Source organism: Promicromonospora sp. NPDC050249, assembly GCF_040656015.1.
Lineage (GTDB): Bacteria > Actinomycetota > Actinomycetes > Actinomycetales > Cellulomonadaceae > Promicromonospora.
On the sequence record NZ_JBFAKY010000040.1, the window covers coordinates 24,760 to 49,671 of the forward strand.

A 24,912-nucleotide genomic window follows, 5' to 3' on the forward strand; every position below is an offset into this window, starting at 1 on the left:
GGACGGTCCCGGCTAGAACGTTCGGTGGGTCCAGCGGCCCGCCAGCAGGGTGCCCACCACCGGCATCTTTCGCAGGGCGTCCGCCGCGCCCGCCGCCCCGGCCCCGCCGTCGTCGGCCTCGACCGTCAGCGGGTCCGCGTCCAGGACCACCAGGTCCGCCGGGCCGCCCGCCACCGGGTACAGACCGCGCCCGTCCGTCGAGGCCTCCAGCGCCGCCCGTAGCCCGATCCGCTGCTCGGGGTGCCACGGGTCGCGCCCGTCCCGGGCCCGGCTGACGGCCGCCGCGACGGCGACCCAGGGGTCGAGGGGAGCGACCGGGGCGTCCGAGCCCAGCGCAAGTACCGCCCCGGCGTCGGCAAGGGAGCCGTACGGGAAGGCCCGGCCGGTGCGGCCGGCCCAGTGCCGGTCCGCGACGTCGCGGTCGTCCATGGCGTGCTCGGGCTGGACGGATGCGATCACGCCGAGCTCGGCGAACCGGGCGAGATCGGTGTCGTCGAGGAGCTGGGCGTGCTCGACCGAGCCGCGCGCGCCCGTCGCGGCGAACGCGTCCAGCGCTAGGGCGTTGGCGTGGTCGCCGATCGCGTGGATCGCGCACTGCAACCCGCCGTCGTGGGCGCGCTTCATGAGCGGGCCCAGCTCAGCGGGCGGCACGGACAGGATCCCGTGCGCCTCGGGCCCTGTCAGGCCGGGGTAGGCGTCGTGGCAGTAGGCGGTGCGGGTGTTGAGCGAGCCGTCCGTGACCACCTTGTACGGGCCCTGCTCCAGCAGGCCGCCCGTGCCGGGCAGCACGTCGCCGGTGCGCAGGCCCGCGCCGAGGACGTCGTCCAGCCAGGGCGTCCAGACGCCGGCCCGGACGCGCAGCGCGTCGAAGCCGCCCGCGAACCGGCGGCGCCAGGCGGTGAGGTTGTCGGTGATCTCCAGGTCGACGACGCCGACCACACCCTGGGCCGCCGCGGCAGCGGCGGCGTCGGCCACCCAGGTGTCGGCGAGCTCGTCCGCCACCCGGTCGACGGCGGCGGCCAGCGGCAGCCACTCGCTCTCCCGCAGCACGCCCTCCCGCAGCGCATCGGTGGAGTGGGTGTCGACGCCGACGTACCGCAGGCCGGCGGTGCTGAGCCACGCGCAGTGCAGGTCGCCGGACACGAGGACGACCGGAACGGAGCCCGCCACCGCGTCGAGCAGCGCGGCGGTCGGGACGTCCGGCCACAGGCCGTCCCGGAACCCGTAGCCGATCAGCGCGGCGCCGGGCTCGAGCGTCCCCTCCCCGAGGCGGGCGCGCACGAGCGCCGCCGCCTCGGCCGCGGAGGCGGCGCCCGACAGGTCGAGCCGTCGCCGCACCAGGGCCCACTGCGTGAGGTGGACGTGCTTGTCCCAGAGACCGGGCAGGACGGTGCGGCCGGCCAGCTCGACCCGCTCCGCCGGCCCGGAGTCGAGCGTGCCCGCCGGTCCGACGTCGGCCACGCGCCCGTCGCGCAGCAGCAGGTCGACGGGGCTGGTGCGGCCGACCAGGCGGGCACCGGCCAGCAGCAGCTCGTCCGCGCGGCTCACGACCGGTCCGGCCTGCGGTCGAGCTCGGCGCGCATCTCCGCCGCGAGCGCGGGCTGTGCGTAGTGCGGGTCCGACTCCAGCGCCGCCACCACACGTTCAGCGACGGCGCGCGGCTTGTCCTGGCTGAGCTTGGCCTTGCCCTGCCACCCGGTGACGCGCAGGCGGAACCCCACGGCGCCCTTGGCGATGCGCCGCGCGTACTCCTCGACGCGGGGCAGCCGGACCGGGTCGGGCAGCACCGACTCGTACCTGTCGACGGTGTCGGAGAGGATCGCGTACGACTCGTCGGGCCCGAGCAGCTCGACGGCGCACCGCAGGTGGACCGTCACGTAGTTCCACGTCGGCACGGCCGGGGTCATGTCGTACCAGCCGGGAGACACATAGCCGTGCGGGCCCTGGACGATGAGCAGCGACTCGCGTCCGCTGTCGAGCCCGTGCAGCACCTCGTCGGGCCGGCCGACGTGGCTGAGCAGGCTCATCGGCTCCCCCTGCGGCGTGTCCTCCAGCAGGACCGGCAGGTGGGAGGCGACGGGCGCGCCGTCGTCGGCCACCGAGACGAGGGTGGCCCAGCCGTGGTTGCGGACCAGGTCGCGCACGCGGGCCTCGTCCTCGATCTCGTAGTCGCTCGTGTGGATCACAGCCTCATCGAACCACTCGCGCTCGAGACCGGGTCGGTGACCGGGGCGGTAGACCAGTCGAAGGTCAGTAGAGCCAGGGCGCCTTCGTCCGCAGCTGTTCGTCCAGGTAGGGCGTGACCGTCCGGACGTAGGTCGCGGAGATGTGGTCGTCGTCCCGGTAGACCAGCACGTTGCCCACGACCTCCTCGCAGCGGTCGGCGGTGCAGAGGGCGTCGTTCAGGTCGATCACCGAGGTGGAGGCCGGGACACCCGGATAGGTCTCCAGCGGGTTGGGGCCGAGGATCTCGGCGCGGTCCCGGCCGCAGCGCGGGTCGGGACCGTGCTCCGCCACGCAGCCGACGGGCGAGGACTCGAACCGCATGTTGTCGCGCAGCGCGATGACGCGGATCCCCTGGGCGTCGAGCTTCCGCCACGCGGAGACCTGCGGCTCCGCGACGTTCTCGCGCTCGCCCGCATGGGTCCCGGTGTAGGTGCCGACCGTGACGACGGCATCCGGCCGGAGCTCGGCCAGCTCGCCCTCGAGACCTTCGTTCCAGGGACGGCACGAAGGGAAGCCGCTGACCTCGAGCTCCGGGTCCTGCATGCGGCAGCCCTGCTTCGCGTAGAGCATCAGCCGCCAGCCCTCGCGCTCGGCGACCGCCTCGAACGCCGTCGTCCACTGCAGGGTGTGCGAGTCACCGACCAGGGCCACCGTGCGCGTCGGCGCCTCCGGCTCGTGGAGCGGGCAGGCGATCACCTCTGTCCCGTGGGGCAGCACCCGGCCGTGCACCTGGACGCAGCCCGGAGTGAGCTCCGCCTCGGACCGGTCGTCCGCTGCGACGAGCGGGTCGGGCCGGAGCCCGGCCGGGCCGACGTCGACACCGTGGGTCAGCACGGCGGCGCCCGGGCTGAGGGCAGAGGGCTGCGCCAGCTCGGCAAGAGCCTGCGCGCGGTCGTGCTCGATGTCGCGCACCCACAGACCGACCGGGACCGCGACGAGCGAGATGGCCACCCCTGCCGCCACGAGCGCCCACACGTCCCCCACGCGAGCGCTGAACGCCTGCGCGCCGCGGACGACGGTCCGGTCGGTGAGCCAGGCCAGAGCCACGGCCGCGGTGAGCACCACCGCTCCCCCGGCCGGCCCGACGGCGTCCCGGTCCCGCAGGAGCAGGTAGGAGATGAGCAGCGGCCAGTGCCACAGGTACAGGGCGTACGAGCGGTCGGCGATCCAGCGCAGGACCTTGGTCTCGAGCAGACGGCGCGGCCCGCGCCCGGCCGACGCCGTGACCCCTGCGCCAGGGGCTGCCCCGGCGTCCGGTGCGGCGCCGGAGGACCCGAACACGACCAGCAGCGTCGCGCCGACGGGCCACAGCGCCCAGGGGCCCGGGAACGCGGACCCGCCGTCGATCAGGAACCCGCACGCGACGACCATCGCGAGGCCCAGCCACGCGAGAGCCGGGCGCACTCGCGCGGGCACGCGCACCCGCGGCAGGACGAGGGCGGCCAGCGCGCCGAGGCCCAGCTCCCAGAACCGCGCTCCCGAGTGGAAGTAGGCGGTGGCCTGGTCCTGCGCGGCAAGGCTCGCCGCGAACCAGAACGACGCGACGGTCGCGGCGGCGGTCACGACGGTGAGCACCGCACGCGGGCTACGCCACGGGCGTCGGGCGCGGCTACCTACCGCTGCCGTGACCGCGAGGACCACGAGCGGCCAGAGAAGGAAGAACTGCCCCTGCACCGACAGCGACCAGAAGTGCTGCACCGGGCTGGTCTGCGGGCCGGCGGCCCCGTAGGCGAGCTGGCCGGCGATCATCTCCCAGTTCACCCAGTACGTCGCCGCCGCGAAGATCTCCCGGCCCGTCTGCTCCCACGCCGGGCGCGGCATGAGCCAGACCATGAGTGCGGCCGTCGCGGCGAGCGTCAGCAGTGCGGGCACGGCCAGCCGCCAGAACGTCCGGCCCCAGTACGCGAACGGGTTCAGGGCGCCGCGCTCGGCGCGACGGAGCAGCGCTCCGGTCGCGAGAAATCCTGACACCACCAGGAAGACGTCGACGCCGCCCGAGACCCGCCCGTTGCCGAACAGGTGGAACAGCACGACGAGTGCGAGCGCGAGGCCACGCAGCCCGTGGAGCTCGGGCACCCAGCCGGCGGGCGTGCCGGTCCGGCGAGGTCGGGGAGGAGTCGTACGCTCAGCGCGCCGCTCGCCGTCCGGCAGGCCGGCTCGCTGCGAAACGGCGACAGACATCACAATTCCTACTTACTCGATAGATATAGTGCAATTGATAGTACAAGCCGACCCCGAACGAATGGTCTTGACTGTCCGGGTTGTCCGGGTCTCGGGACCGCAGAGATTTTGCGCCCACCCAAGGTCGCACACGAACCCGGATCGGGCAGCCGCAGGCATTGATCCGGGGTGAGATCCGGGGGTGGAATCCCGGGCGGTACGCGTCATCGGTAGAGCCACGGCACCTCCGCCCGCAGGCGCTCGTCGAGGTAGGGCGCGACCGTCCGGACGTAGGTCGCCGAGATGTGGTCGTCGTCGCGGTAGACCAGCACGTTGCCCACCACCTCCTCACAGCGGACGGGGGTGCACAGGGCGTCGTTCAGGTCGATCACCGTCGTCGAGGCCGGAAGCCCCCGATAGTGGTCCAACGGATTCGCACCGAGGATCTCGGCCCGGTCCCGGCCGCAGCGCGGGTCGGGACCGTGCTCCGCCACACAGTGGACCGGCGAGGTCTCGAACCGCATGTTGTCGCGCAGCGCGATGACCGGGATCCCGTGCGCGTCGAGCTTCCGCCATGCGGAGACCTCCGGCTCGGCCACCTTCTCCGGCTCGCCGGCCTGGGTCGCGGTGTAGGTCCCTACCGTGACCACGACGTCCGGCCGGAGCTCCGCCAGCTCGCCGCCGAGACCCTCGTTCCACACCTGGCACGACCGGGCGCCGCTGACCTCGAGGTCCGGGTCCTGCATCCGGCAGCCGTGCTTCGCGAACAGCACGAGACGCCAGCCCTCCTGCTCGGCGAGCATCTGGAACGCCGTGGACCACTGCAGGGTGTGGGAGTCGCCCACCAGGGCCACCGTGCGGATCCGCCCGTCCGGCGAACCCGCCGCCCCGGGCGGACGCAGCACCTCCGGCGGGTCCGGGACACCCAGCAGGTCCGGCAGCGCGGGCGAGTCCGGCTCGTGGAGCGGGCAGGCGATCACCTCCGTCCCGTCCGGCAGCACCCTGCCGTGCACCTGCACACAGCCCGGTGTGCGCTGCGCCTCGGACCAGTCCTGCCTGGCGACGAGGACGTCGGGACGCGGCACTGCCGGGTCCACCTCCACGCCCTCCGTCAGCACCGTGGCCCCCGGGTACCGGGTCGACGGCTGGACGGGCACCACCAGCACCTGCTCGGTCAGCACCTGTGCGCGGTAGTGCTCGGCGTCCCGCACCCACAGGCCGACCGGGACCGCGACGAGCGAGATCACGAGCACCGTCGCCACGAGCGACCGCACGTCGCCCACCCGGCCGCGGAACGACTGCGCGCCACGGACAACCGTCCGGTCCGTGAGCCAGGCCGCCGCCACGGAAGCGGCGAGCACCACCGCTCCCCCGGCCGGCCCGACGGCGTCCCGGTCCCGCAGGAGCAGGTAGGAGATGAGCAGCGGCCAGTGCCACAGGTACAGCGCGTACGAGCGGTCGGCGACCCAGCGCAGGAACCCCGTCTCGAGCAGACGGCGCGGGCCCCGCTCGGGCGCCACCTCGGCTCCGGGGCTCCGTGGCCGCACGCCGGAGGACCCGAGCACGACCAGCAGCGTCGCGCCGACGGGCCACAGCGCCCAGGGACCCGGGAACGCGGAACCGCCGTCGATCAGGAACCCGCAGGCGACGACCATCGCGAGACCGAGCCAGGCCAGCACCGGACGCAGCCACACGGGTACGCGCACCCGCGGCAGGACGAGGGCGGCCAGCGCACCGAGGCCCAGCTCCCAGAACCGCGCCCCCGAGTGGAAGTAGGCGGTGGCCTGGTCCTGCGCGGTAATTCCCACGGCGAACCAGAACGACGCCGCAGTCGCCAGCGCGGTCACGACGGCCAGTGCCCGGCGCGGGCTGAGCCGGCGACGGCGTCCGCCGCCTCCGACCAGGGCGGTCACCGCGAGCACCACGAGCGGCCAGAGAAGGAAGAACTGCCCCTGCACCGACAGCGACCAGAAGTGCTGCACCGGGCTGGTCTGCGGGCCCGCCGCACCGTAGGCAAGCTGGCCGGCGATCATCTCCCAGTTCACCCAGTACGTCGCCGCCGCGAAGATCTCCCGGCCCGTCTGCTCCCACGCCGGGCGCGGCATCAGCCAGAACATCAGCCCGGCCGTCGCGGCGAGCGTCAGCAGAGCGGGCACGGCCAGCCGCCAGAACGTCCGGCCCCAGTACGCGAACGGGTTCAGGACCCGCCGCTCGGCGCGCCGCAGCAGCGCACCCGTCGCCAGGAACCCCGACACCACAAGGAACACGTCGACGCCGCCCGAGACCCGCCCCTGCCCGAACAGGTGGAACAGCACGACGAGCGCGAGCGCGAGGCCACGCAGCCCGTGCAGCTCGGGCACCCAGCCGGGCGGGTTGCTCCCGGAGGGGCGAGGGGCGTCCTTGCGCGGCGAACGCCGCTCACCGTCCGGAAGTCCGACCCGCAGCGAAGTCGCGGCAGACATCGTTTCCTGCTTACTCGAGGGGGGTCTGGTGCACCGACGCCACTGCTCACGCGGAGCGCGGCACACCGCCCGTCCAAGCCTTCGTGCTCGAACGAGCCAGAGACTTTGCCCCCTCAACATTGCATGTCCGGCTACCCCGGCTCACCGAAAGTAGGCAAACATCACCCGCTCCCCAAAGTGGGCCGGCAGGGTGGCGCGCGCCACAGAGGGGCGTATCTTGCCCGTGGGCCCTGACCGGGGCCTTGGATCTCTGACCCATCTCAGACCCAATGGAGTGACATGCGCACATCCCGCCCATACAGGGCAACGGCTCTCGTTGCCGTCGCAACGCTCGCCTTCTCCGCACTCGGCAGCGCCGCCGGGTTCGCGGCCGACGAGCCGGAGTCCACGCCCGTCCCGATCGTGACTCCCGACGGCGCCCTGTTCTCCTACGTCGTCAACACGGAGCACACCAACGCCCGTGCAGCAGTCCTCGCCACCAAGGCCATCCAGCGGGCCGACGGCGTGGTCGTCCAGGCCTGGCCGCAGATCGGCGTGATCGTCGCGCACTCGGCGAACGGCTCGTTCCGCGAGGACGTCGTCGACGCCGACCGGTTCGGCGTCGTCGAGTCCGTCGGCGCCACGCGCACCGTCTCCCCCACGGAGGGCACCCCCGGCACCGAGTCCGCCGCGGGCACTCAGAAGAGCAAGACCGTGGTCGGCCGGGCCAAGAAGGACACCACCGGCTGGACCGTCGACGAGCCGGCCGGCACCACCGCCGTCCCCGACCCGGGCGAGGCCACCCAGTGGGACATGGAGATGATCAAGGCCGACCAGGCCCTGGAGATCAACCCCGGCTCGCCCGACGTCGTCGTCGGTGTGCTGGACTCCGGGATCGACGCGTCGCACCCGGACCTGGCCAGCCAGGTCGACACGGCCCGGTCCGTGAACTGCACGGACGGCGGTAGGCCGGACATGTCGGCCACGGGCTGGCTGCCGACCACCTCGGACCACGGCACGCACGTCGCCGGCACCATCGCCGCGGCACAGAACGGCGTCGGCATCGTCGGCGTCGCGCCGGGCGTCAAGATGGCCTCCGTCAAGGTCGTCAACGACGACGGGTACATCTACCCCGAGTACGCGATCTGCGGCTTCGTCTGGGCAGGCATGACGCGCATGGACGTCACGAACAACTCGTACTACATCGACCCGTTCATGTACTGGTGCGAGGACCAGCCCGACCAGGCTGCCGCGAAGGAGGCCGTGCGCCGCGCGGTGGACTTCTCGACGAAGCGTGGCGTGGTGCACGCCGCCGCGGCGGGCAACGCGGCCACCGACCTGGCCAACAACACCACCGACACGTCGAGCCCGAACGACTCGACGCCGGTCAACCGGGTGATCAACTCCGGCTGCGAGGACATCCCCGCGGAGCTGGACGGCGTGGTGACGGTCTCGTCCCTGACCCAGGCCACGACCCTCAGCTCGTTCTCGAACCGCGGCCTCGGCAAGATCGACGTCTCCGCCCCCGGCAGCGCGATCCTGTCCACGGAGCTCGACGGCACGTGGGACCTGAAGAGCGGCACGTCGATGGCATCGCCGCACGTCGCGGGCGTGCTCGCGCTCATGAAGTCGGCGCACCCGCGCTGGAGCCCGGCGAAGCTGGAGGCGGCCGTCCGCACCCAGGCCGACGATCACGAGTGCACCACCACGACGGCAGGGCCTGCCTGCGTGGGGACGCTGGACGAGAACAGCTTCTACGGTGACGGCATCGCCGACGCCCTGGACGCCGTGACCCGCAAGAAGTAGCCGGTGCGGTGACCGCCGCCCCCGCTGATCGAGCGGGGGCGGCGGCTCACGGGCCGGCGGGCAGCTCCTGCCGGAGCCGGTCGGTCACCACGTGCATGTAGGTACGGCTGACGTGGTTCTGATCCATGTAGACCATGACGTTGCCGATCACCGCGGGGCACCTGGACTCGGTGCAGAACAGGTCGTAGAAGTCGACGACCTTGGTCCCCGGCGCCAGCGCGGCCGCCGCCGGCACCTTCTGCCGGCCGCCGATCGCCTCCTCGCGGGTCTGGTCGCACACCTGCGGGTCGGAGTAGTTGTCCGTCACGCACCGCACCGCGTCGGCCTTCGGCAGCGGCGTGTCGCGCAGCACCACCACCTGGGCCCCGTCGCCCGTCAGCTCGCGCCACGTCTCGGCAAGGCCCGTCGCTCCGGGGACCTTCTCGTCGCCCCGCGGCTCCATGGCGGTCCGCTCCAGGAACGACGTCAGGACCAGGTCGGGCTCGAGCTCGCGCAGCGCCTGCCGGGTCTGCGCGTTGCCAGCGGCGCAACCCTCGACCAGTGCGGGGTCGTCCGACGTCCTGCGGTCGATGCTGTACGGGCAGGAGCCGTGCAGATAGGTGACGACCCGCCAGTCGCGCTCAGCGGCGATCTCCAGCAGCGGCTCCGTGAACTGCGCGGCGTGCGAGTCCCCGACCAGGGCGACCGTGGCGGCCGGGTTCTCCGTCTCGCCGTACTCGCACGCCGGCGTCTCGTGCTCGAGCCCGTTGACCAGGCAGTCCTCGGTACCGGGGAACTTGTCGTCGGCGATCCGCTGCGGGTTCGGGTAGATGGCCACCCGCCCGTCGACGAACGGGGACAGGTCGCCCACCTGGCCCGCCGCGACCCGCGCGCTCGCCTCCGCGGCCACCGTGGCGGCGCGGTCGTCCCACGGCCGCATGATGGCGTTCGCGCGGGCGGGGAGCAGGAGGGCAGTCCCGGCGACGAGCGCCATGGCCAGCAGCGCGGCGATCAGCATGCGCCCGTCGTGCCGGAAGTACCTCGCCCTCCGCACCGGCTGCTCGACCAGCACGTAGCTCGCGATCGCCAGCGCGAACGAGAGGGCGACCATGGCCAGCACCTCCGGCGGCCGAGGGCTCCGGCCGGTGTGCACGGCGAAGAACACCACCACGGGGAAGTGCCAGAGGTACAGCGAGTAGGACACGTCGCCGATCCGCTGCACTGCCCACGACTCGGTGATGGTGCGCATCGACCCCGGCCCGGACGTACGGCCCGCCACGATGACGGCGAGCGTTGCCAGCACCGGCACCACCGCGTACAGCCCGGGGAACGGCGTGGCGTCGTCGTACAGGCAGGCCACGACGACGATCCCGGCGAGGCCCGCCACCGCAAGGGCGTTGCGCACCGGACCGGGCCGGGCGCCGTCGCGCACGAGCAGGGCCGCGATGCCGCCGGCGCCCAGCTCCCACACGCGGGTCAGGGTCGAGTAGTACGCGGTCGGGTTCCCGGCGCGCACCTCCAGCACGCCCCACACGAGCGAGGCGACCGTGACGCTGCCGAACAGGACCAGCAGTGCCACGCGGAGCCCCGCCGGGCCGGCCGGCTCGCCGGAGGCGCCTGGACGCCGTCCGCCCGTCCGCCGCCACAGCACGACGGCGAGCACGACCAGCAGCGGCCAGAACAGGTAGAACTGCTCCTCGACGCCGAGCGACCAGAAGTGCTGGAACGCCGTCGGCTGGTTGTTCGCCGCCTGGTAGTCGACGGCGTCGACGGCCAGCGCCCAGTTCTCCACGTACAGCACGGACGCCAGCGCCTGGCGCCACCAGCTGTCGATCAGCTCGAGGGGCAGCAGGACGAGCGCCAGGAGGATGGTGCCCACCGTCGCCACCAGCGAGGCGGGCAGGATGCGCCGGGCCCGGGCCGCCCAGAACTTGCGCAGGCTCACCCGCCCGGTCGTCGTCGCCTCGCGCCACAGGTGCCCGGTGATCAGGAAGCCGGAGATCACGAAGAAGACGTCCACGCCGACGTACCCGCCGGGCAGGACCGACGGGTCGATGTGGTAGACGAGGACGAGCAGCACCGCCAGGGCGCGCAGCGCCTGCACCTCCGGGCGGAAGACGCGTCCCGCGTCCGGGCGTGCGGAGTTGCGCGCGGCAGCGTCGGAAGACGCGGTCCCCGGCTGGGCGTTCGTCGAGATCATGGCCGTCATCAAGGCGCCTACGTTCGTCCAGTGGTTGAAAAACGCGCCCCACAATGCCATATCGTCGAGGGCGGTCTCTACTCGACAGCGTCCCCATGCGGCTGGTCCGGGCCGATGTGACGTGTCTGTCACCCTTCGCCCGCGACGGTAGCATCGGGGTTGCCTCAGTCCTGCCACCTCGCCCCGGCGAGCGTGCGTCCACTGCACACGCTGCAGTTCCGACATCACAAGGAAGCCCTGACCCGATGAGCACCTACCTCCTGAAACTCAGGAACCGCGCCCTGAAGAAGGGTGCACGCGTCGCGCTTCGGATTGCCGGTGCGGCCCCGCCGCCGGCCGCCCGTGCAGCGAAGCCCGCGAGCAAGCCCGCTGCCAAGAGCCCTGGTCCGGACCTGGATCCGCTGCGCGCCGACGCAGAGCTCATGCGCCGGATCCAGCGCGGTGAGGACTTCCCCCGCGCAGTGGTCGGTATGGTGCGCGCCGAGCTCAGCAAGAACCGCGACCTTCCCGCCCGGTCGGCCTGCCAGGCTCTCTACGACAACCCCGAGACGCGTGCGGTGGGCGCCCTGGGTGCCGGCATCGTCGCCATGAGCAACACGCAGCCCGGCTTCGCCCGGGACCTCTTCCGCGAGGCCCCCCTGGAGTGGGTGGCCCGGCTGGCGCCCGCTGAGTACCTCCGCGCGCACCTGATCGCCAAGGACACCCGTGGCCGCGACGAGGCGGCCTCCTGGATCGATGACGGCGTAGTCACCGAGCCCGGTCACCTCGTGTCCATGGCCGAGTCCTTCTTCGCCTTCGGCGACTACGAGACGTCGCGCAAGGCGCTCGACACCCTCCGCGCCCTGCCCACCGTCAGCGACCACTTCCGGCGCCGCGCGGAGCACCTGTCCACGTTCGTCGAGCGCGCGTCCCACCCGCGGACGCCGGAGCCGGTCCCGGCGGGGCAGGTCTCGTTCGCCGTCATCGACTACAAGCAGCCGGACTGGCCGGGCACCTCGTCGAACGTCGGCGACTACGTCCAGACGATCGCCAGCCTCGCCAACGTGGTCCGCCACGACGGCCTCCGGTTCCACGGCGACCCCGAGCTGGTGTCGTTCGTCGACGAGCTCAAGGGGCGCGTGCGGCCCGAGCTGAAGCTCGACGGCCCCGCCGCCGACGTCCACCTCACGCTCGTCAACCGCGACGCCTCGGCCTACGACGCCGTCCCCGAGAACACGTGGGGCCTCACCTTCGGCTGGTACGCCCACCCGACGTTCGGGCTCACCTACGGCCTGCCGTTCAACTCGAACATCAACCCGCTGTTCATCTCGTTCCACGTGAACCGCGCGGACATGCTGACGCCGGAGACCATCGAGTACCTCAAGGCCAACGGCCCCGTGGGCTGCCGCGACTGGTACACCACGCACCTCCTGCTCAGCCGCGGCATCCCCGCCTTCTTCTCCGGCTGCATCACCACCACCGTCAACGCGGTGTTCCCCGACGCCCCGAAGGCCGGGCCGAACGCTCCGGCCCTGTACGTCGACACCACGGCTCCCGAGGGCGCGAAGACGTACAAGCAGGAGCGCGACGAGGTCAAGTGGACCCCCGCGCCCCAGGCCCTGCGCGAGGCGCTCGATCTCCTCGACAGCTACCGCCGGGACTACTCCGAGGTGCACACCTCGCGCCTGCACTGCTACCTCCCGGCCTGGTCCATCGGGGCGAACGTGAAGGTCCACCCCAAGGTGAAGGCCGATGTCCGCTTCAAGGGCCTGCTCGACGTCGACGACAACGGCCGGAACGCGATCCGGGAGAAGGTCCGGGAGATCCTGCCCCCGGTGCTGTCCCTGATGTTCTCGGGCGCGCCGACGGAAGAGGTCTACGCCGAGTGGGCCCGCGTGACGGCCCCGCTCGTCGCCGAGGCCCGCGCCGAGTTCGCGAAGCCCCAGGAGCGCCTGCCGCTCTCGTTCGACATCGACAAGGTCTGCTCGGCCGCCCGCGAGACGCGGGTGCTCCGCGAGGCCACGCAGCCGCGCCAGGGCGAGCCGGTCAACATCGCGGTGGCGCTCGACGGCAACCTCAAGGAGGAGATGGAGGTCGTTGTCGGTGCCATGGTCCGCCACTCGACCCGTCCGCTCCACGTCGTCGCGATGACCCGCGACCACTCGAGCGAGGACCACGACCGTCTCTCCGCGCTGTTCCCCGAGGTCACCTTCGAGTGGATCGCGCTGGACGACGTCGACTACGGCCCCATCGCCGGCCTCAAGGGCCACATCACGGTGTCCACCATGGACCGCCTGCTGCTGCCCGAGCTGCTGCCGGACATGGACCGCGTCCTGTACCACGACCTGGACGCCATCCCGGTGGTCGACATCGCCGAGCTGTTCGACACCGACCTGCAGGACGCGCCGCTCGCGGCCCGCACCTACAGCACCGGTGACGAGCGCAGGGGCGTCGGCAACCTGAACCTCGGTGTGCGCCTCCGGAACGAGCCAGAGCTCGCCCACCTCTTCTACCGGGCGATGCACCGCAGGCACCCCGAGGGCTTCCGCAGCTTCAACGCGGGCATCCTCGTGCTGGACCTCGCAGCGATGCGCAAGGACAGCTTCTCGCACGAGTTCGTCCCGTTCGTCGAGCACTTCGGGCTCGACGACCAGGAGGTCCTGTGGTGCTACGCGGGTTCCACCTACCACCACCTCGACGCCGGGTGGAACACCCAGCCCGGGCAGGAGTTCGTGGACCCGAAGATCATCCACTGGGCGGGCAAGGTGAAGCCCTGGAAGCGGGACCACTACATCCGGCACCGCGACCGGTGGGACGAGGGCGTCGCCTACGTGGCGGAGCGGCGCGGCTGATCCCTTCGGGGACCTGACGCCAAACGACTGAAGGGCGGGTGCGCACTGCGCACCCGCCCTTCAGTCGTTCACGAACGGTCGTTCACGAACGGTCGTTCACGCAGCCGTCAGCGCTTGCCGTTCAGCAGGGGCTGGATGTCCTTCAGGACGAACGGGGCGAGCGTCGAGGCGAACGTGTTGGTGATGTGGTTCGAGTCGCGGTAGACGGTGGCGCCGCCGATCACCGGCAGGCACTCCTGGTCGTCGCAGTAGAAGTCCGTGAGGTCGACGTAGGCGAAGTCCTTGTCGTCCGCGAACCTCTTGGCCGCCTCGGCCTGCGGGTCGAAGTAGCCGGTGGCCTCGGAGCGCGGCGTGGCGCAGTCCGCCGCACCCTCGGCCCCCGCCTCGGTCAGGCACTCGATGACCGTCTCCATGGGCTTCGGGTTGTCGGCCAGGACCACGAGGGGCGTACCGGACGCCGTGATCCGCTGCCAGAGGCTCACGAGGCCGTCCACCGCGTACTGCTCGGGGTCGACGCCGTCCTTCGCGGGCCAGTCCACACCGTTCATCTGCGACGTGGCCACCAGGTCGTAGTCCTGCTCTGCGAGGTGCTTCTCCACGTTGTCCTGCCACGTGACGCAGCCCTGCGTGAGGTTCTCGTCCTGCACGCGCATGGCGTCGGAGAACGGGCAGCCCGGCTTGAAGATGATGTCGAGGGCCCAGCCGTTCGCCTCGGCCATGCGCGTGAAGGTCGACGCGTACTGGACCGCGTGCGAGTCACCCACCAGCGCGACACGCATCGAGCCGTCCCGGTCGCCGACCAGGCAGGGCTGCGGCGTCCCGCTACCGCGGATGGTGATGGGGCACTTGTCCGGCCCGGTGTACGGCCCGGGGGTGTCCTGGGCGGCCGCTGCCGGCTCCGGCACCGCGGTCCCCTGGAGCTCGGAGTCCTCGCAGGAGGCGCCCGGTGCCTGCGCCGCCGCGCCGAAGCACTCGGCGTCGGTGCTCAGCGCGTCCACCGCCGCGGACAGCTGGGCCTCGATCCGCCGCTCCGCCGTCGTACCGCCGGACATCGCGAGCACCACGATGAGCACGCTCGCGACCGCCGCGGTCACGAACGACACGCGCGGCCGGAACAGGCGGCCGCGCTCGATCATCGGCCGCTCGACCCAGACGCGCGTGCCCCAGGCGAGCAGCACCGACACGGCGAGGATCGCGATCTTGTCCAGCGTCCGCAGGTCCGCGCCCGTCACGAACGGCACGAGCACGATGAGCGGCCAGTGCCACAGGTAGATCGAGTACGAGACGTCGCCGACGAACTGGACGGGCCGCAGCTTGGCGATGCCCACGGTGAAGCGGTCCTGCGCCTGCGCCCAGATGACCAGCGCCGTACCGACCACGGGGATGGCCGCCCAGTAGCCCGGGAACGGGGTCGCTGCCTCGAAGGTCAGGACCGCCACGACGATCAGGCCGAGGCCGACCCAGGTCAGAGCCGTCCGGAAGCGGGTCAGCGCCGGGGCGAAGACGAGCAGCGCTCCCGCGCCGAACTCCCACGCCCGCGTCGGCGTGATGAAGTACGCGTAGGCCTGGTCGCCGGCGGTCCACACGACGCTGGCGACGAACGACGCGACGACGACGAGGCCGAGGGCGATACCCGCCAGGCGCTGCCACGAGGTCCGCACTGCCTTGCCGAGCAGGATCGCGCCCGCGATCAGCAGCGGCCAGACGATGTAGAACTGCTCCTCGGTGGACAGCGACCAGTAGTGCTGCACGGGGGACGCGACGTTCTCGGCGGCCATGTAGTCGACGGCGTCCGACGCGAGCACCCAGTTCTGCACGTACACGGTCGAGGCCGCGATCTCCCGGAACCACTGGTCCCAGTACTGCAGGGGCGCGAGGAACCAGACGGCGACCCCGGTCAGGGCGAGCACCAGCAGCGAGGCCGGGAGCAGACGCACTATCCGCTTCGCCCAGAACCTCGTGACGCTGAACCGCCCGAGCTCCGCGTCACGGAGCATGTGCGCGGTGATGAGGAAGCCGGAGATCACGAAGAAGACGTCGACCCCCACGTAACCGCCGCTGAGCCGGTTCGGCCAGAGGTGGAAGAGGACCACCGAGAGCACCGCCACGGTCCTCAGGGCCTGGATATCGGCGCGCATGTATCCACGGCGTTCGTCGGTCCGAGCCACTCTGAGGGTCCTCCACTGTCGATCGCGAGACGGCGTCGATCCTACCCGTCCGGTCTGGTAGGCCGTGTCCTCATCCTCGGAAGAGCCACGCGGCTTGCGCACGCAGCCTCTTCTCGATCACGGGGACCATCGTCCTGACATAGCTGGCATTCACGTGGTCGTCGTCCATGTACACCAGGACGTTGCCGACTACCGGTTCGCACACCACCAGGCCGCAGATCGCGTCGGTCAGGTCGAGCTGGACCATCGACGACGGGACACCGGGGTAGCCCTGCACGGGCGAGGTGGGGTTGTACATCTCGGCCCGGGCGGCCGGGCACGACGCGCTGTCGGGCCCCTCCTCCTCGACGCACGTGACCGGGTCGTGGGGGAACCGCGGGTTGTCGCGGACACCGACCACCGTCGTACCGGCCTCCGACAGACGCTGCCACATGTCGACCTGTCCCGGCAACACGCGCTCCGGCTTGCCGAACCGGACGTCCGTCGTGACGACCAGCGCCATGTCCGCCTGCACCGCGAGCGCCGCGTCGAGCGCGTCACGGCTCCAGGCCTGGCACTCGGCGCTGCCGTCCTCCAGGGTGAGCCGGCACGCGGCCTTGCCGATCTGCACGAGCTTCCAGTCGTAGACCTCGGCCATGACCTTGAACGCAGGCTCCCACTGCACCTCGTGCGAGCCACCGACGATCAGGACGGTCTGGGTGGGGTCGGCCGGCTCGTGGATGGTGCAGGTGATCGCCTCGAGGTCCAGCGGTCCGATCTCCTGGAAGCAGCCGTCGTCGAACCCCTTGCCGCGGTCCAGCGCCGCGACGTCGGTGGTCGGGCGGAACGGCACGTCGGGGAGGACGTCGCCCTCTCGCGAACCACCGGTCAGGACGGCGGCCCCCGGGTGCTCGGGAGACAGCTCGGACGAGGCGCGCAGCTGCTCTGCCTGCTCGCGCTCCATGGAGTCGATGGCCCTCGACGTCGGGACCAGCACGGCCGCCGTCACCGCGACGGCCGTCACGAGTGCCCCGAACGCCCGCCAGCGCGGCAGGCCCGACGGGACGAGGCGCGCGGTGGGCCGCGCGACGATCATGCGCGTGACCCAGGCGAGGAGGAGCGAGGCGGCGAGGACCGCCGCTGCCTCGCGGACGCCGAACGACACCGGCTCCAAGACCGCCAGGAAGAAGATGAGGATCGGCCAGTGCCAGAGGTACAGCTCGTAGGAGATGTCCGCGAGGAAGCGCAGCGGACCCCACTCGAGCGTGCGGCGCGGGCCGAGGGCCGACGTCGTCCCGGCGCCCAGGATCACCAGGGCGGCCCCGGCGACGGGCCACCAGGTCCACACGCCCGGGTACAGGGTGGCGCCGTCGAACAGGAACCCCGAGGAGATGACGAGCGCGAGGCCACCCCATCCCGCGAGGGCCTGCACGACGCGCGGGAGGCGCAGCACCGGCGCGACCAGGGCGAGCACGGCCCCGACGCCGAGCTCCCAGACACGGGAGAGCGAGTGGAAGTATGCGACCTGCTGGTCGATCGCGACCAGGTGGACGGCGTAGGCGAACGACGCCCCGGTCATCGCCAGGGCCACCACGAGAATCGTGATCCGGACCAGCGACGGGGTCCGCGTCGCGCGGCCGACGAGGTAGGCGAGGCCGCCGAGCAGCAGCACGACGATCGGCCAGGCGAGGAGGAACTGGCCCTGGACCGAGAGCGACCAGAAGTGCTGCAGCGGGCTCGCCGCCGGGCCTGCCGCTCCGTACGCGAGCTGGTTGGTGATCAGGTTCCAGTTCTCGACGTACAGCCCGGAGGCCAGCACCTGCTCCCAGATGTCGAGCCAGCGGGACTTCGGCAGCAGGTACCAGGTGGCGACGGCGACCGTCGCGAGCACCACGATCGCCGACGGCATGAGCCGCCACGCGCTCCGCGCGTACTGCGCGCCCAGCCGCAGCTTTCCGCGTTCGGCACGGCGCACGAGCGAACCCGTCACGAGGAAGCCCGAGACGACGAGGAACACGTCCACGCCGCCCGACACCCTGCCGTTGCCGAACAGGTGGAACAGGACCACGAGCACGAGGGCCATACCGCGCAGGCCGTGGATCTCCGAGAGATGTACCGGACCGGCCGGAGCGGCCGCCTTGACCTGCTCGGGAGGAGGCAGAGTACGGGTGTCGATCATCGTTCCTCGGGAAGAGTCAGCAGGGGGAAGGACGGGACAGGGCGCGATGTCGGATCAGCGGCCTTCTGGTTCCGCGCGCTGATCGTACCGGCATCGCGCCTGTCCGATATCCCCCTGCCGCCGCTCGTCAGTACGAGCGCGTCGGCCCGCCGATCATGCCTGCGGCGACCGTCTTGTTGGTGGCTTCGTCCACGAGGATGAAGGCACCGGTCTGCCGGTTCTGCTGGTACGGGTCGACGAAGAGCGGCTTGGTCACGCGCAGCGTGATCCGTGCCATCTCGTTCAGCTTGATCTCTGTCGCTTCCTCGTCGCGGTGCAGCGTGTTCACGTCGACGCGGTAGTTGATCTTCTTGACCATCGCCCGCGCCCACCGCGTCGTGTGCTTGATCGCGTACTTCTTGCCCTGGACCAGCGACGCGGCCTCGTCCATCCAGCAGATCTGGGCGTCGATGTCCTGCGAGACCGTCGGGACGTTGTTCGGGCGGCAGATCATGTCGCCACGCGAGATGTCGATCTCGTCCGCCAGGCGCACGGTCACCGACATGGGCGGGTACGCCTCGTCGACGGGGCCGTCGGCCGTGTCGATGGACTCGATCGTCGTCTCCAGGCCGGCCGGCAGCGCCAGCACGCGGTCGCCGGGCTTCATGACGCCGGACGCGACGGTGCCCGCGTAGCCCCGGTAGTCGCGCGCGTCGTTCTGCTGCGGCCGGATCACGTACTGGACCGGGAACCGCACGTCGACCAGGTTGCGGTCGGACGCGACGTGGAGCCGCTCGAGGTGGCTGAGCAGCGGCGAGCCGTCGAACCAGTCCATGTTCTCGGACCGCGTCACCACGTTGTCGCCCGCGAGGGCCGACACGGGGATGAAGGTCAGGTCGGGCACGCGCAGGCGGGACGCGAACTCGGTGAACTCCGCACGGATCCGCTCGAAGACCTGCTCGTCGTAGTCGACCAGGTCCATCTTGTTCACGCAGACGACCACGTGCGGAACGCCCAGCAGCGTGGCGAGGAACGTGTGCCGGCGCGACTGCTCGACGACGCCCTTGCGTGCGTCGATCAGGATGAGCGCCACGTCCGCCGTGGAGGCGCCGGTGACCATGTTCCGCGTGTACTGGGTGTGGCCAGGCGTGTCCGCGATGATGAACTTGCGCTTGGGCGTCGCGAAGTAGCGGTACGCCACGTCGATGGTGATGCCCTGCTCACGCTCGGCGCGCAGGCCGTCCGTCAGGAGCGACAGGTCCGCGTAGTCGTTGCCGCGGTCCTTGCTGACCTGCTCCACCGACTCGAGCTGGTCGGCGAAGATCGACTTGCTGTCGAACAGCAGCCGGCCGATCAGCGTCGACTTGCCGTCGTCCACCGAGCCGGCCGTCGCGAACCGCAGGAGGTCGCCGCTGACGACCTCGTGCGCCTCGGGAGCTGAACCGGTCTCCGGGAGAGTCGTCGTCATCAGAAGTAGCCTTCCTTCTTGCGGTCTTCCATCGCGGCCTCGCTGACCTTGTCGTCGCCGCGCGTGGCGCCGCGCTCGGTCAGGCGCACCGCCGCGACCTCCTCGACGACGTCGCGCAGCGTGGTCGCGGTGGACTCGACGCACGCCGTGAGGTTCGCGTCACCCACGGTGCGGTAGCGCGTGGACAGGACCTGAGGGGTCTCGCCGTCCTTGAGCGGGGTGAAGTCGTTGACCTCGTAGAGCATGCCGCCCCGCTCGACGACCTCGCGCTCCTTGGCGAGGTAGAGGTCGGGCAGGTCGATGTTCTCGGCCTCGATGTACGCCCAGATGTCCAGCTCGGTCCAGTTGGACAGCGGGAACACCCGGATCGACTCGCCCTGGTGGACGCGGCCGTTGTACAGGTTCCAGATCTCGGGACGCTGGTTCTTCGGGTCCCACTGGCCGAAGTCGTCGCGGAAGGAGAAGACGCGCTCCTTGGCGCGAGCCTTCTCCTCGTCGCGCCGGCCGCCGCCGAACAGGGCGTCGAAACCGTGCTTCTCCGCGGCCTCCAGCAGTACCGGCGTCTGGATCCGGTTGCGGGAGCCGTTGGGCTCCTCCTGCACCAGCCCGCGGTCGATCCCTTCCTGGACGGAGGCGATGACCAGCTGCACACCTGTCCGGTCCACCCACCGGTCGCGGCAGTCGAGGACGGTCTGGAAGTTCAGCCCGGTGTCGACGTGCATGATCGGGAACGGGACGCGCGCCGGAGCGAACGCCTTGACGGCCAGGTGCAGCATGACGATGGAGTCCTTGCCGCCGGAGAACAGCAGACACGGCCGCTCCATCTCGGCGACCACCTCGCGCATGATGTGGATGCTCTCGGCTTCCAGGCTGCGCAGCTGGCTCAGGACGTGACTCTTCACTCCTTAAGCACCTTCCTTGCTATCTGCCCCGACCACGGACGCGACACCAACGGTGTCGAGCAGCTCACGCAGGTGCTGAGCCAGGGCCGGGGGGCATACGAACAGGTCAGGGAGCCACGGGCTCTCCCGGTTGTACTCAAGCTCGGATCCGTCGAGACGGGTGCAGACGAGCCCCCGCGACCGTGCCACGGCCACGGGCGCCGCGGAGTCCCACTCGTACTGCCCACCCCCGTGGACATAAGCGTCAACTGTACCGTCGGCGACGGCCATCATCTTGACGCCCGCCGAGCCCATCGGCACGAGCTCGACGTCGTCGCGCTCGGCCAGCGCGGCCACGAAGGCGGGCGGGCGGCTGCGGCTCGCGGCGATCCGCAGGGGCCGGACGCCGGTCAGGACGGCCTTGCCGTCGCCCTCCGGCCCGGCGGCGTCCGCGGTGGTCAGGACCTGCTGGCGCGCGGGCAGGCCGACCGCGCCGACGGTGAGGCCTGCCCCGCGCTCCCAGAGCGCGATGTGGACGGCGAAGTCGTCGCGCCACTGCCCGGCCCGGGGCCCGTCGACGTGCCGTTCGGCGAACTCCCTGGTGCCGTCGAGCGGGTCGATGATCCACACACGATCTGCACGGGTGCGGGACGCATCGTCCTTCGCCTCCTCCGAGAGGACGGCGTCGGCGGGGCGGGCGGCGGTCAGTGCGGCCGCGAGCCAGGCCTGGGCCGCGGCGTCACCCGCATCCTTGAGCTCCTTGGCCACGAAGGAGCCACCGGCGGCGTCGACCTCGGCGCGGAGCGCGAGGAGCACCTCCGCCGCTCCCGAGGCGAGCGCGTGGGCAAGGGCGTCGTCATCGAGCGACGCCTGAGGGAGCGTTGGGAACGGGGCGTTCATCGGTCTCCAGGGTGGACGTCTTCTCCGGGGATCCGGCCGTCCTGTGCGGCCCTCGACAAGGGCCAAGGTGCCGTGGGTGAAGGTCCGGCGGACGCGCCGAGGCTACCATTCCGGCATGCGATCCAGTGCCAGCGCACCCTGTCTCACCCCTAACCGCCCCAGGGAGCATTAATGCCTACCATCCCGATGGGTTTGGTCGGAATAAGCGGACGCCGGGCATGGCCTGAGGACCGGCCCGCGGGGCGGTCTCGATGAGCATCGACCTCCCCCTGATCCTTGGCGGCCTCGCGGTCGGTTTCGTCGTGGGCCTGACCGGGATGGGCGGCGGCGCGCTCATGACGCCGATGCTCATCTTCGTGTTCCGCGTCGACCCACTGGTGGCGGTGTCGAGCGACGTGGTCGCCAGCCTCTTCATGAAGCCGGCGGGCGCGATAGTGCACATGCGCCGCGGGACGGTGAACCTCAAGCTCGTCCTGTGGCTGTGTGTGGGCTCGGTGCCCGCGGCGTTCTCGGGCGCCCTCCTGATCCAGTCGCTCCCGTTCGGCGACTCCCTGGACAGCGCGCTCAAGATGGTGCTCGGGGTGGCCCTGCTCATCGCGTCCTGCGGCCTCGTGGTCCGCGCGGTGCTGCAGATGGTCCGGAACAGGTCGGCACTCGGCGAGGGCCCCGCCCTGCCGTCCGCGCCGCGGGAGCTCGTGGTGCGCCCCGTCCCGACAGCGATCCTCGGCGCCGTGGCCGGGCTCCTGGTCGGCATGACGTCGGTCGGCGCCGGCTCGATCGTCATCGTCGTGCTCCTGCTGCTCTACCCGGCGCTCAAGGCGTCCCAGCTGGTCGGCACCGACCTGGTCCAGGCGGTGCCGCTCGTGGCCGCGGCGTCACTCGGCCACCTGCTCTACGGCGACTTCTCGCTCGGCCTGACGACGTCCCTGCTCATCGGCGCCATCCCCGGCGCATGGTTCGGCGCCCACGTGTCCTCCCGCGCGCCGGGCGGCATCATCCGCCGCGCGCTGGCGATCCTGCTGCTCGCGTCGGGGCTCAAGCTGCTCGGCGCAAGCCTTCCGGTGGTTCTGGGCGCAGCGGGGGCCGCGCTGGTCCTCGGCAACCTCGTGTGGTTCTGGGTCAAGCGGCGCTTCGGTGCGGTGCAGGCCGGGTCCGTAGCAGACTCGACCCCTGCGGAGGGTCCAGCGGAGGGTTCAGCGGACGGTCCCGTGGACGATCCAGCAGGCAGCCCCGCAGCCGACCCAGCAGAAGACCCAGCAGAAACGAGCCCCCGCAGATGACCGACCCCGCCGCCCGCGTCCTGTCCGACGACGAGCTGGACCACCTCGAGCTGGCTCTCGGAGGCGCGATCCCCGTGCCGGTGCTCGCCGCCGCGCTGCCGGGGGTGCCGGCCGACGCGGTCCTGACCGACGCCGAGAACACCCCGCTGGCCCGCCTCACGACGCGGCCGGGCGAGCCCGACGTGCTCGAGCCGCTCAAGCCGGTAGCCGCGGCGATCGGCCCGCAGTGGGACGCTGCGGTCCGCCGTCCGGCACGCGACGTGCGGGCGGCCCTCAAGGCCGGCACCGCCGGCCTCGCGCTGGTCGTCACCGAGGTGCCTACCCGCGACGAGCTCGACGCCGCCGTGGCGCTCGTGACCGCCGCCCGGCCCGGCGCCGTGCTGGTGCTCGTACCCGTCGCCCGCCGCACGCCGGAGCCCGGCGCCGTGGGCGCGCCCGGGCTGGTGCGGGCGGCGCTCGGGCTCGCCGACCACCTGTCCGAGCGGGTCGAGGCCCGGGTCACCACCGTCGTCGTGCCGTGGTCCGGGCCTGCGGGGACGACCCTGGAAGAGGTGGCCACCGCCTATGGCGCCGCACGCGCCGAGACGCTCGCCGCCCACCGTTCGGCGGCCACCGCTGAGCGTGTCGCCGCGCTGCCCCGGGTGCGTGAGGAAGCGGTACGGGCCCTGTACCCGCCGACGTCCGCGGCAGAGGTGAACCGGGCGGCGAGCGGTGCCAATGCCCGGGGCGCCGTCCTGTTCTTCACCGGCCTGTCCGGCTCCGGCAAGTCGACGGTGGCGCGAGCCCTGGCCGCCGAGCTGAACGACGACGGCCTGGTGACCACGCTGCTCGACGGCGACGAGGTGCGGCACCACCTGTCGAAGGGCCTCGGCTTCGACCGTGAGTCGCGCGAGACCAACGTCGAACGCATCGGCTACGTGGCGGCCCTCGTGGCCAAGCACGGGGGCATCGCCGTCGCCGCGCCCATCGCGCCGTTCGCCGCCGGGCGGGCACGGGTGCGGGCGCTGGCCGAGGAGGCGGGCGCGCAGTTCGTGCTCGTACACATCAGCACGCCGCTCGAGGTGTGCGAGGCGCGGGACCGCAAGGGCCTGTACGCCAAGGCCCGCGCCGGCGAGATCCCCGAGTTCACGGGGATCTCGTCACCCTACGAGGAGCCCGTCGACGCCGACCTCGTCATCGACGCCTCGGTGGTCTCCGTGGCCGACGCCGTCGCCACGCTCCGTACGGCGGTGGCCGCGCTGCCGCGCCGCTGACGGGGCCGCACGACCGGGCCGTCCAGCGGCAGGCGCGGGGTGAATTCCCGCCCGATCCGGCCGGGAATCGCTCGGACCGACCGGCTACAGTGCCGTGCGTGGAATGGAAGATCACAGTCTGGGACGACGCACGGATCGCCTATGTCGCAACGGCCAAGGTCGCGAACACCGCGGTCAAGGCCGCCCTGCTCACCTCGTACGTCGAGGACCGGGGCTGGCACAACCCACACGGTGAAGCTGTGCCCTATGTCGAGGCCAGCCCGGAGGACCTGCGCGGCAAGTACGCCGACTACCTCACCTTCGCTCTGGCCCGGAACCCGTACGACCGGTTCGTCTCCTTCTACGCGGACAAGATCGTGGGCAAGGGCTGGTACAGCAGCCTCGGTCGGCTCGGCTTCAAGAAGGGCCAGGACTTCGAGTCGTGCGCGCTCGCCGCCGCGAAGCTCGACGACGAGCGGACGGACCCGCACGTCGCCACGCAGGTCGACCGGCTCATCGACGCCGACGGCACGTTCCTGCCGGACCTCATCCTCCGGTTCGAGAGCATCGTCCACGACTGGAAGGCGCTGCGCGCGATCGCCGAGGCTCGCGCCCCACAGCTGGCGCTCGCGCCCCTGGCCGCGCGGCGCACCAGCGAGCGCGACAAGTCGTGGCAGTCGTACTACACCCCGAAGGCCCAGGAGGCGGTGGCCGCGAAGTACGCCCAGGACTTCGCGGTCCTCGGGTACTCGACTGAGATCGATCCGAAGCCGCTGCCGATGTCCGATGCCGCGAGCGACTCGCTGGACGTCACCGTCGTGCCAGAGGGGGCCGTCGTGCTCGACACGACCGGCCACAACAGCCACCGTGCCGCCGCGGTCAACGGGGCGGGTGCCTGGTACCTGCCGTTCGGCCCTGCCGCCGGGTTCGTGTCCCGCGGGCCGTCGGCGTCCACGCTGCTGCCCAAGCTGGCCGGCGGCCCGCCGACCGTGGTCCTGGTCGCGCCGAGGACCGATCTCGGTCCCGTGGGCGACAACGTCCAGGTCATCGAGGTCGCGATGCCAAAGGTCAGCCTGCTGAGCAAGCTGCTCCGGCGCTGATCCCCGTCCGGCGTCCGGCCCGGACGTCCGGACAGACGAGTGGCCTGGTCCGTCCCCCGGGGGGGGGGCCCCGGCCCACGCGGGTGGAGCGCGAGGGCGCGGC

Annotated in this window: 15 protein-coding genes; 5 read left to right on the forward strand and 10 right to left on the reverse strand. The window is 71.7% G+C overall.

All coding sequences use genetic code 11. The annotated features are described in order from the left end of the window. Positions 1-12: 12 nt before the first annotated feature. From AB0I32_RS23780 to AB0I32_RS23795, 4 genes are all read right to left on the reverse strand, one after another. Positions 13-1,548 carry an amidohydrolase family protein gene (locus tag AB0I32_RS23780; protein WP_357510542.1) on the reverse strand — a complete coding sequence of 512 codons (1,536 nt, stop codon included), beginning with the start codon at positions 1,546-1,548 and terminating at the stop codon, positions 13-15. Further along, complete coding sequence (locus tag AB0I32_RS23785) at positions 1,545-2,186, reverse strand: FMN-binding negative transcriptional regulator (RefSeq protein ID WP_357510544.1); 642 nt, start codon at positions 2,184-2,186, stop codon at positions 1,545-1,547. The genes AB0I32_RS23780 and AB0I32_RS23785 overlap by 4 nt, the downstream gene beginning before the upstream one ends. A gap of 64 nt (positions 2,187-2,250) precedes the next feature. Continuing rightward, a complete protein-coding gene (locus AB0I32_RS23790; protein ID WP_357510546.1) occupies positions 2,251-4,407 on the reverse strand; it encodes an acyltransferase family protein in 2,157 nt (718 codons plus the stop codon). A 203-nt stretch (positions 4,408-4,610) separates the two neighbouring features. Further along, positions 4,611-6,848, reverse strand: coding sequence for an acyltransferase family protein (locus AB0I32_RS23795; RefSeq protein ID WP_357510548.1), 2,238 nt, complete (start codon positions 6,846-6,848; stop codon positions 4,611-4,613). A gap of 279 nt (positions 6,849-7,127) precedes the next feature. Here AB0I32_RS23795 and AB0I32_RS23800 point away from each other — a divergent pair, with 279 nt between their 5' ends. Next, positions 7,128-8,633: a S8 family serine peptidase gene (locus AB0I32_RS23800; protein ID WP_357510550.1), complete on the forward strand. Its 1,506-nt coding sequence runs from the start codon at positions 7,128-7,130 to the stop codon at positions 8,631-8,633. Between the two features lie 46 nt (positions 8,634-8,679). Here the strand turns inward: AB0I32_RS23800 and AB0I32_RS23805 are convergent, their stop codons facing one another. Further along, entirely contained in the window at positions 8,680-10,821 is a 2,142-nt protein-coding gene (locus AB0I32_RS23805; RefSeq protein WP_357510552.1) for an acyltransferase family protein, read from the reverse strand. Between the two features lie 236 nt (positions 10,822-11,057). Between AB0I32_RS23805 and AB0I32_RS23810 the strand changes: the two genes are divergently transcribed. Further along, entirely contained in the window at positions 11,058-13,643 is a 2,586-nt protein-coding gene (locus AB0I32_RS23810; RefSeq protein WP_357510554.1) for a glycosyltransferase, read from the forward strand. A gap of 107 nt (positions 13,644-13,750) precedes the next feature. Here the strand turns inward: AB0I32_RS23810 and AB0I32_RS23815 are convergent, their stop codons facing one another. From AB0I32_RS23815 to AB0I32_RS23835, 5 genes are all read right to left on the reverse strand, one after another. Continuing rightward, positions 13,751-15,811 (reverse strand): acyltransferase family protein, encoded by a 2,061-nt coding sequence (locus AB0I32_RS23815; protein WP_357510556.1) that lies wholly within the window; start codon positions 15,809-15,811, stop codon positions 13,751-13,753. 70 nt (positions 15,812-15,881) lie between these two features. Next, positions 15,882-17,969 (reverse strand): acyltransferase family protein, encoded by a 2,088-nt coding sequence (locus AB0I32_RS23820; protein WP_357510558.1) that lies wholly within the window; start codon positions 17,967-17,969, stop codon positions 15,882-15,884. A gap of 127 nt (positions 17,970-18,096) precedes the next feature. After that, positions 18,097-19,416, reverse strand: coding sequence for a sulfate adenylyltransferase subunit CysN (gene cysN, locus AB0I32_RS23825; RefSeq protein WP_357510560.1), 1,320 nt, complete (start codon positions 19,414-19,416; stop codon positions 18,097-18,099). Further along, on the reverse strand, positions 19,416-20,318 hold the full coding sequence (gene cysD, locus AB0I32_RS23830; protein WP_357510562.1) for a sulfate adenylyltransferase subunit CysD: 903 nt from the start codon (positions 20,316-20,318) through the stop codon (positions 19,416-19,418). Before cysD ends, cysN begins: the two co-directional genes overlap by 1 nt. 3 nt (positions 20,319-20,321) lie before the next feature. Further along, a complete protein-coding gene (locus AB0I32_RS23835; protein ID WP_357510564.1) occupies positions 20,322-21,197 on the reverse strand; it encodes a 3'(2'),5'-bisphosphate nucleotidase CysQ in 876 nt (291 codons plus the stop codon). Between the two features lie 251 nt (positions 21,198-21,448). Between AB0I32_RS23835 and AB0I32_RS23840 the strand changes: the two genes are divergently transcribed. The 3 genes from AB0I32_RS23840 to AB0I32_RS23850 all read left to right on the forward strand — a co-directional run bounded on the left by AB0I32_RS23840 (position 21,449) and on the right by AB0I32_RS23850 (position 24,809). Then, positions 21,449-22,477, forward strand: coding sequence for a sulfite exporter TauE/SafE family protein (locus tag AB0I32_RS23840; protein ID WP_357510566.1), 1,029 nt, complete (start codon positions 21,449-21,451; stop codon positions 22,475-22,477). After that, positions 22,474-23,730: an adenylyl-sulfate kinase gene (cysC, locus tag AB0I32_RS23845; protein WP_357510568.1), complete on the forward strand. Its 1,257-nt coding sequence runs from the start codon at positions 22,474-22,476 to the stop codon at positions 23,728-23,730. Before AB0I32_RS23840 ends, cysC begins: the two co-directional genes overlap by 4 nt. A gap of 98 nt (positions 23,731-23,828) precedes the next feature. Next, positions 23,829-24,809 (forward strand): sulfotransferase family 2 domain-containing protein, encoded by a 981-nt coding sequence (locus tag AB0I32_RS23850; RefSeq protein ID WP_357510570.1) that lies wholly within the window; start codon positions 23,829-23,831, stop codon positions 24,807-24,809. The last annotated feature ends 103 nt before the right edge of the window (positions 24,810-24,912 follow it).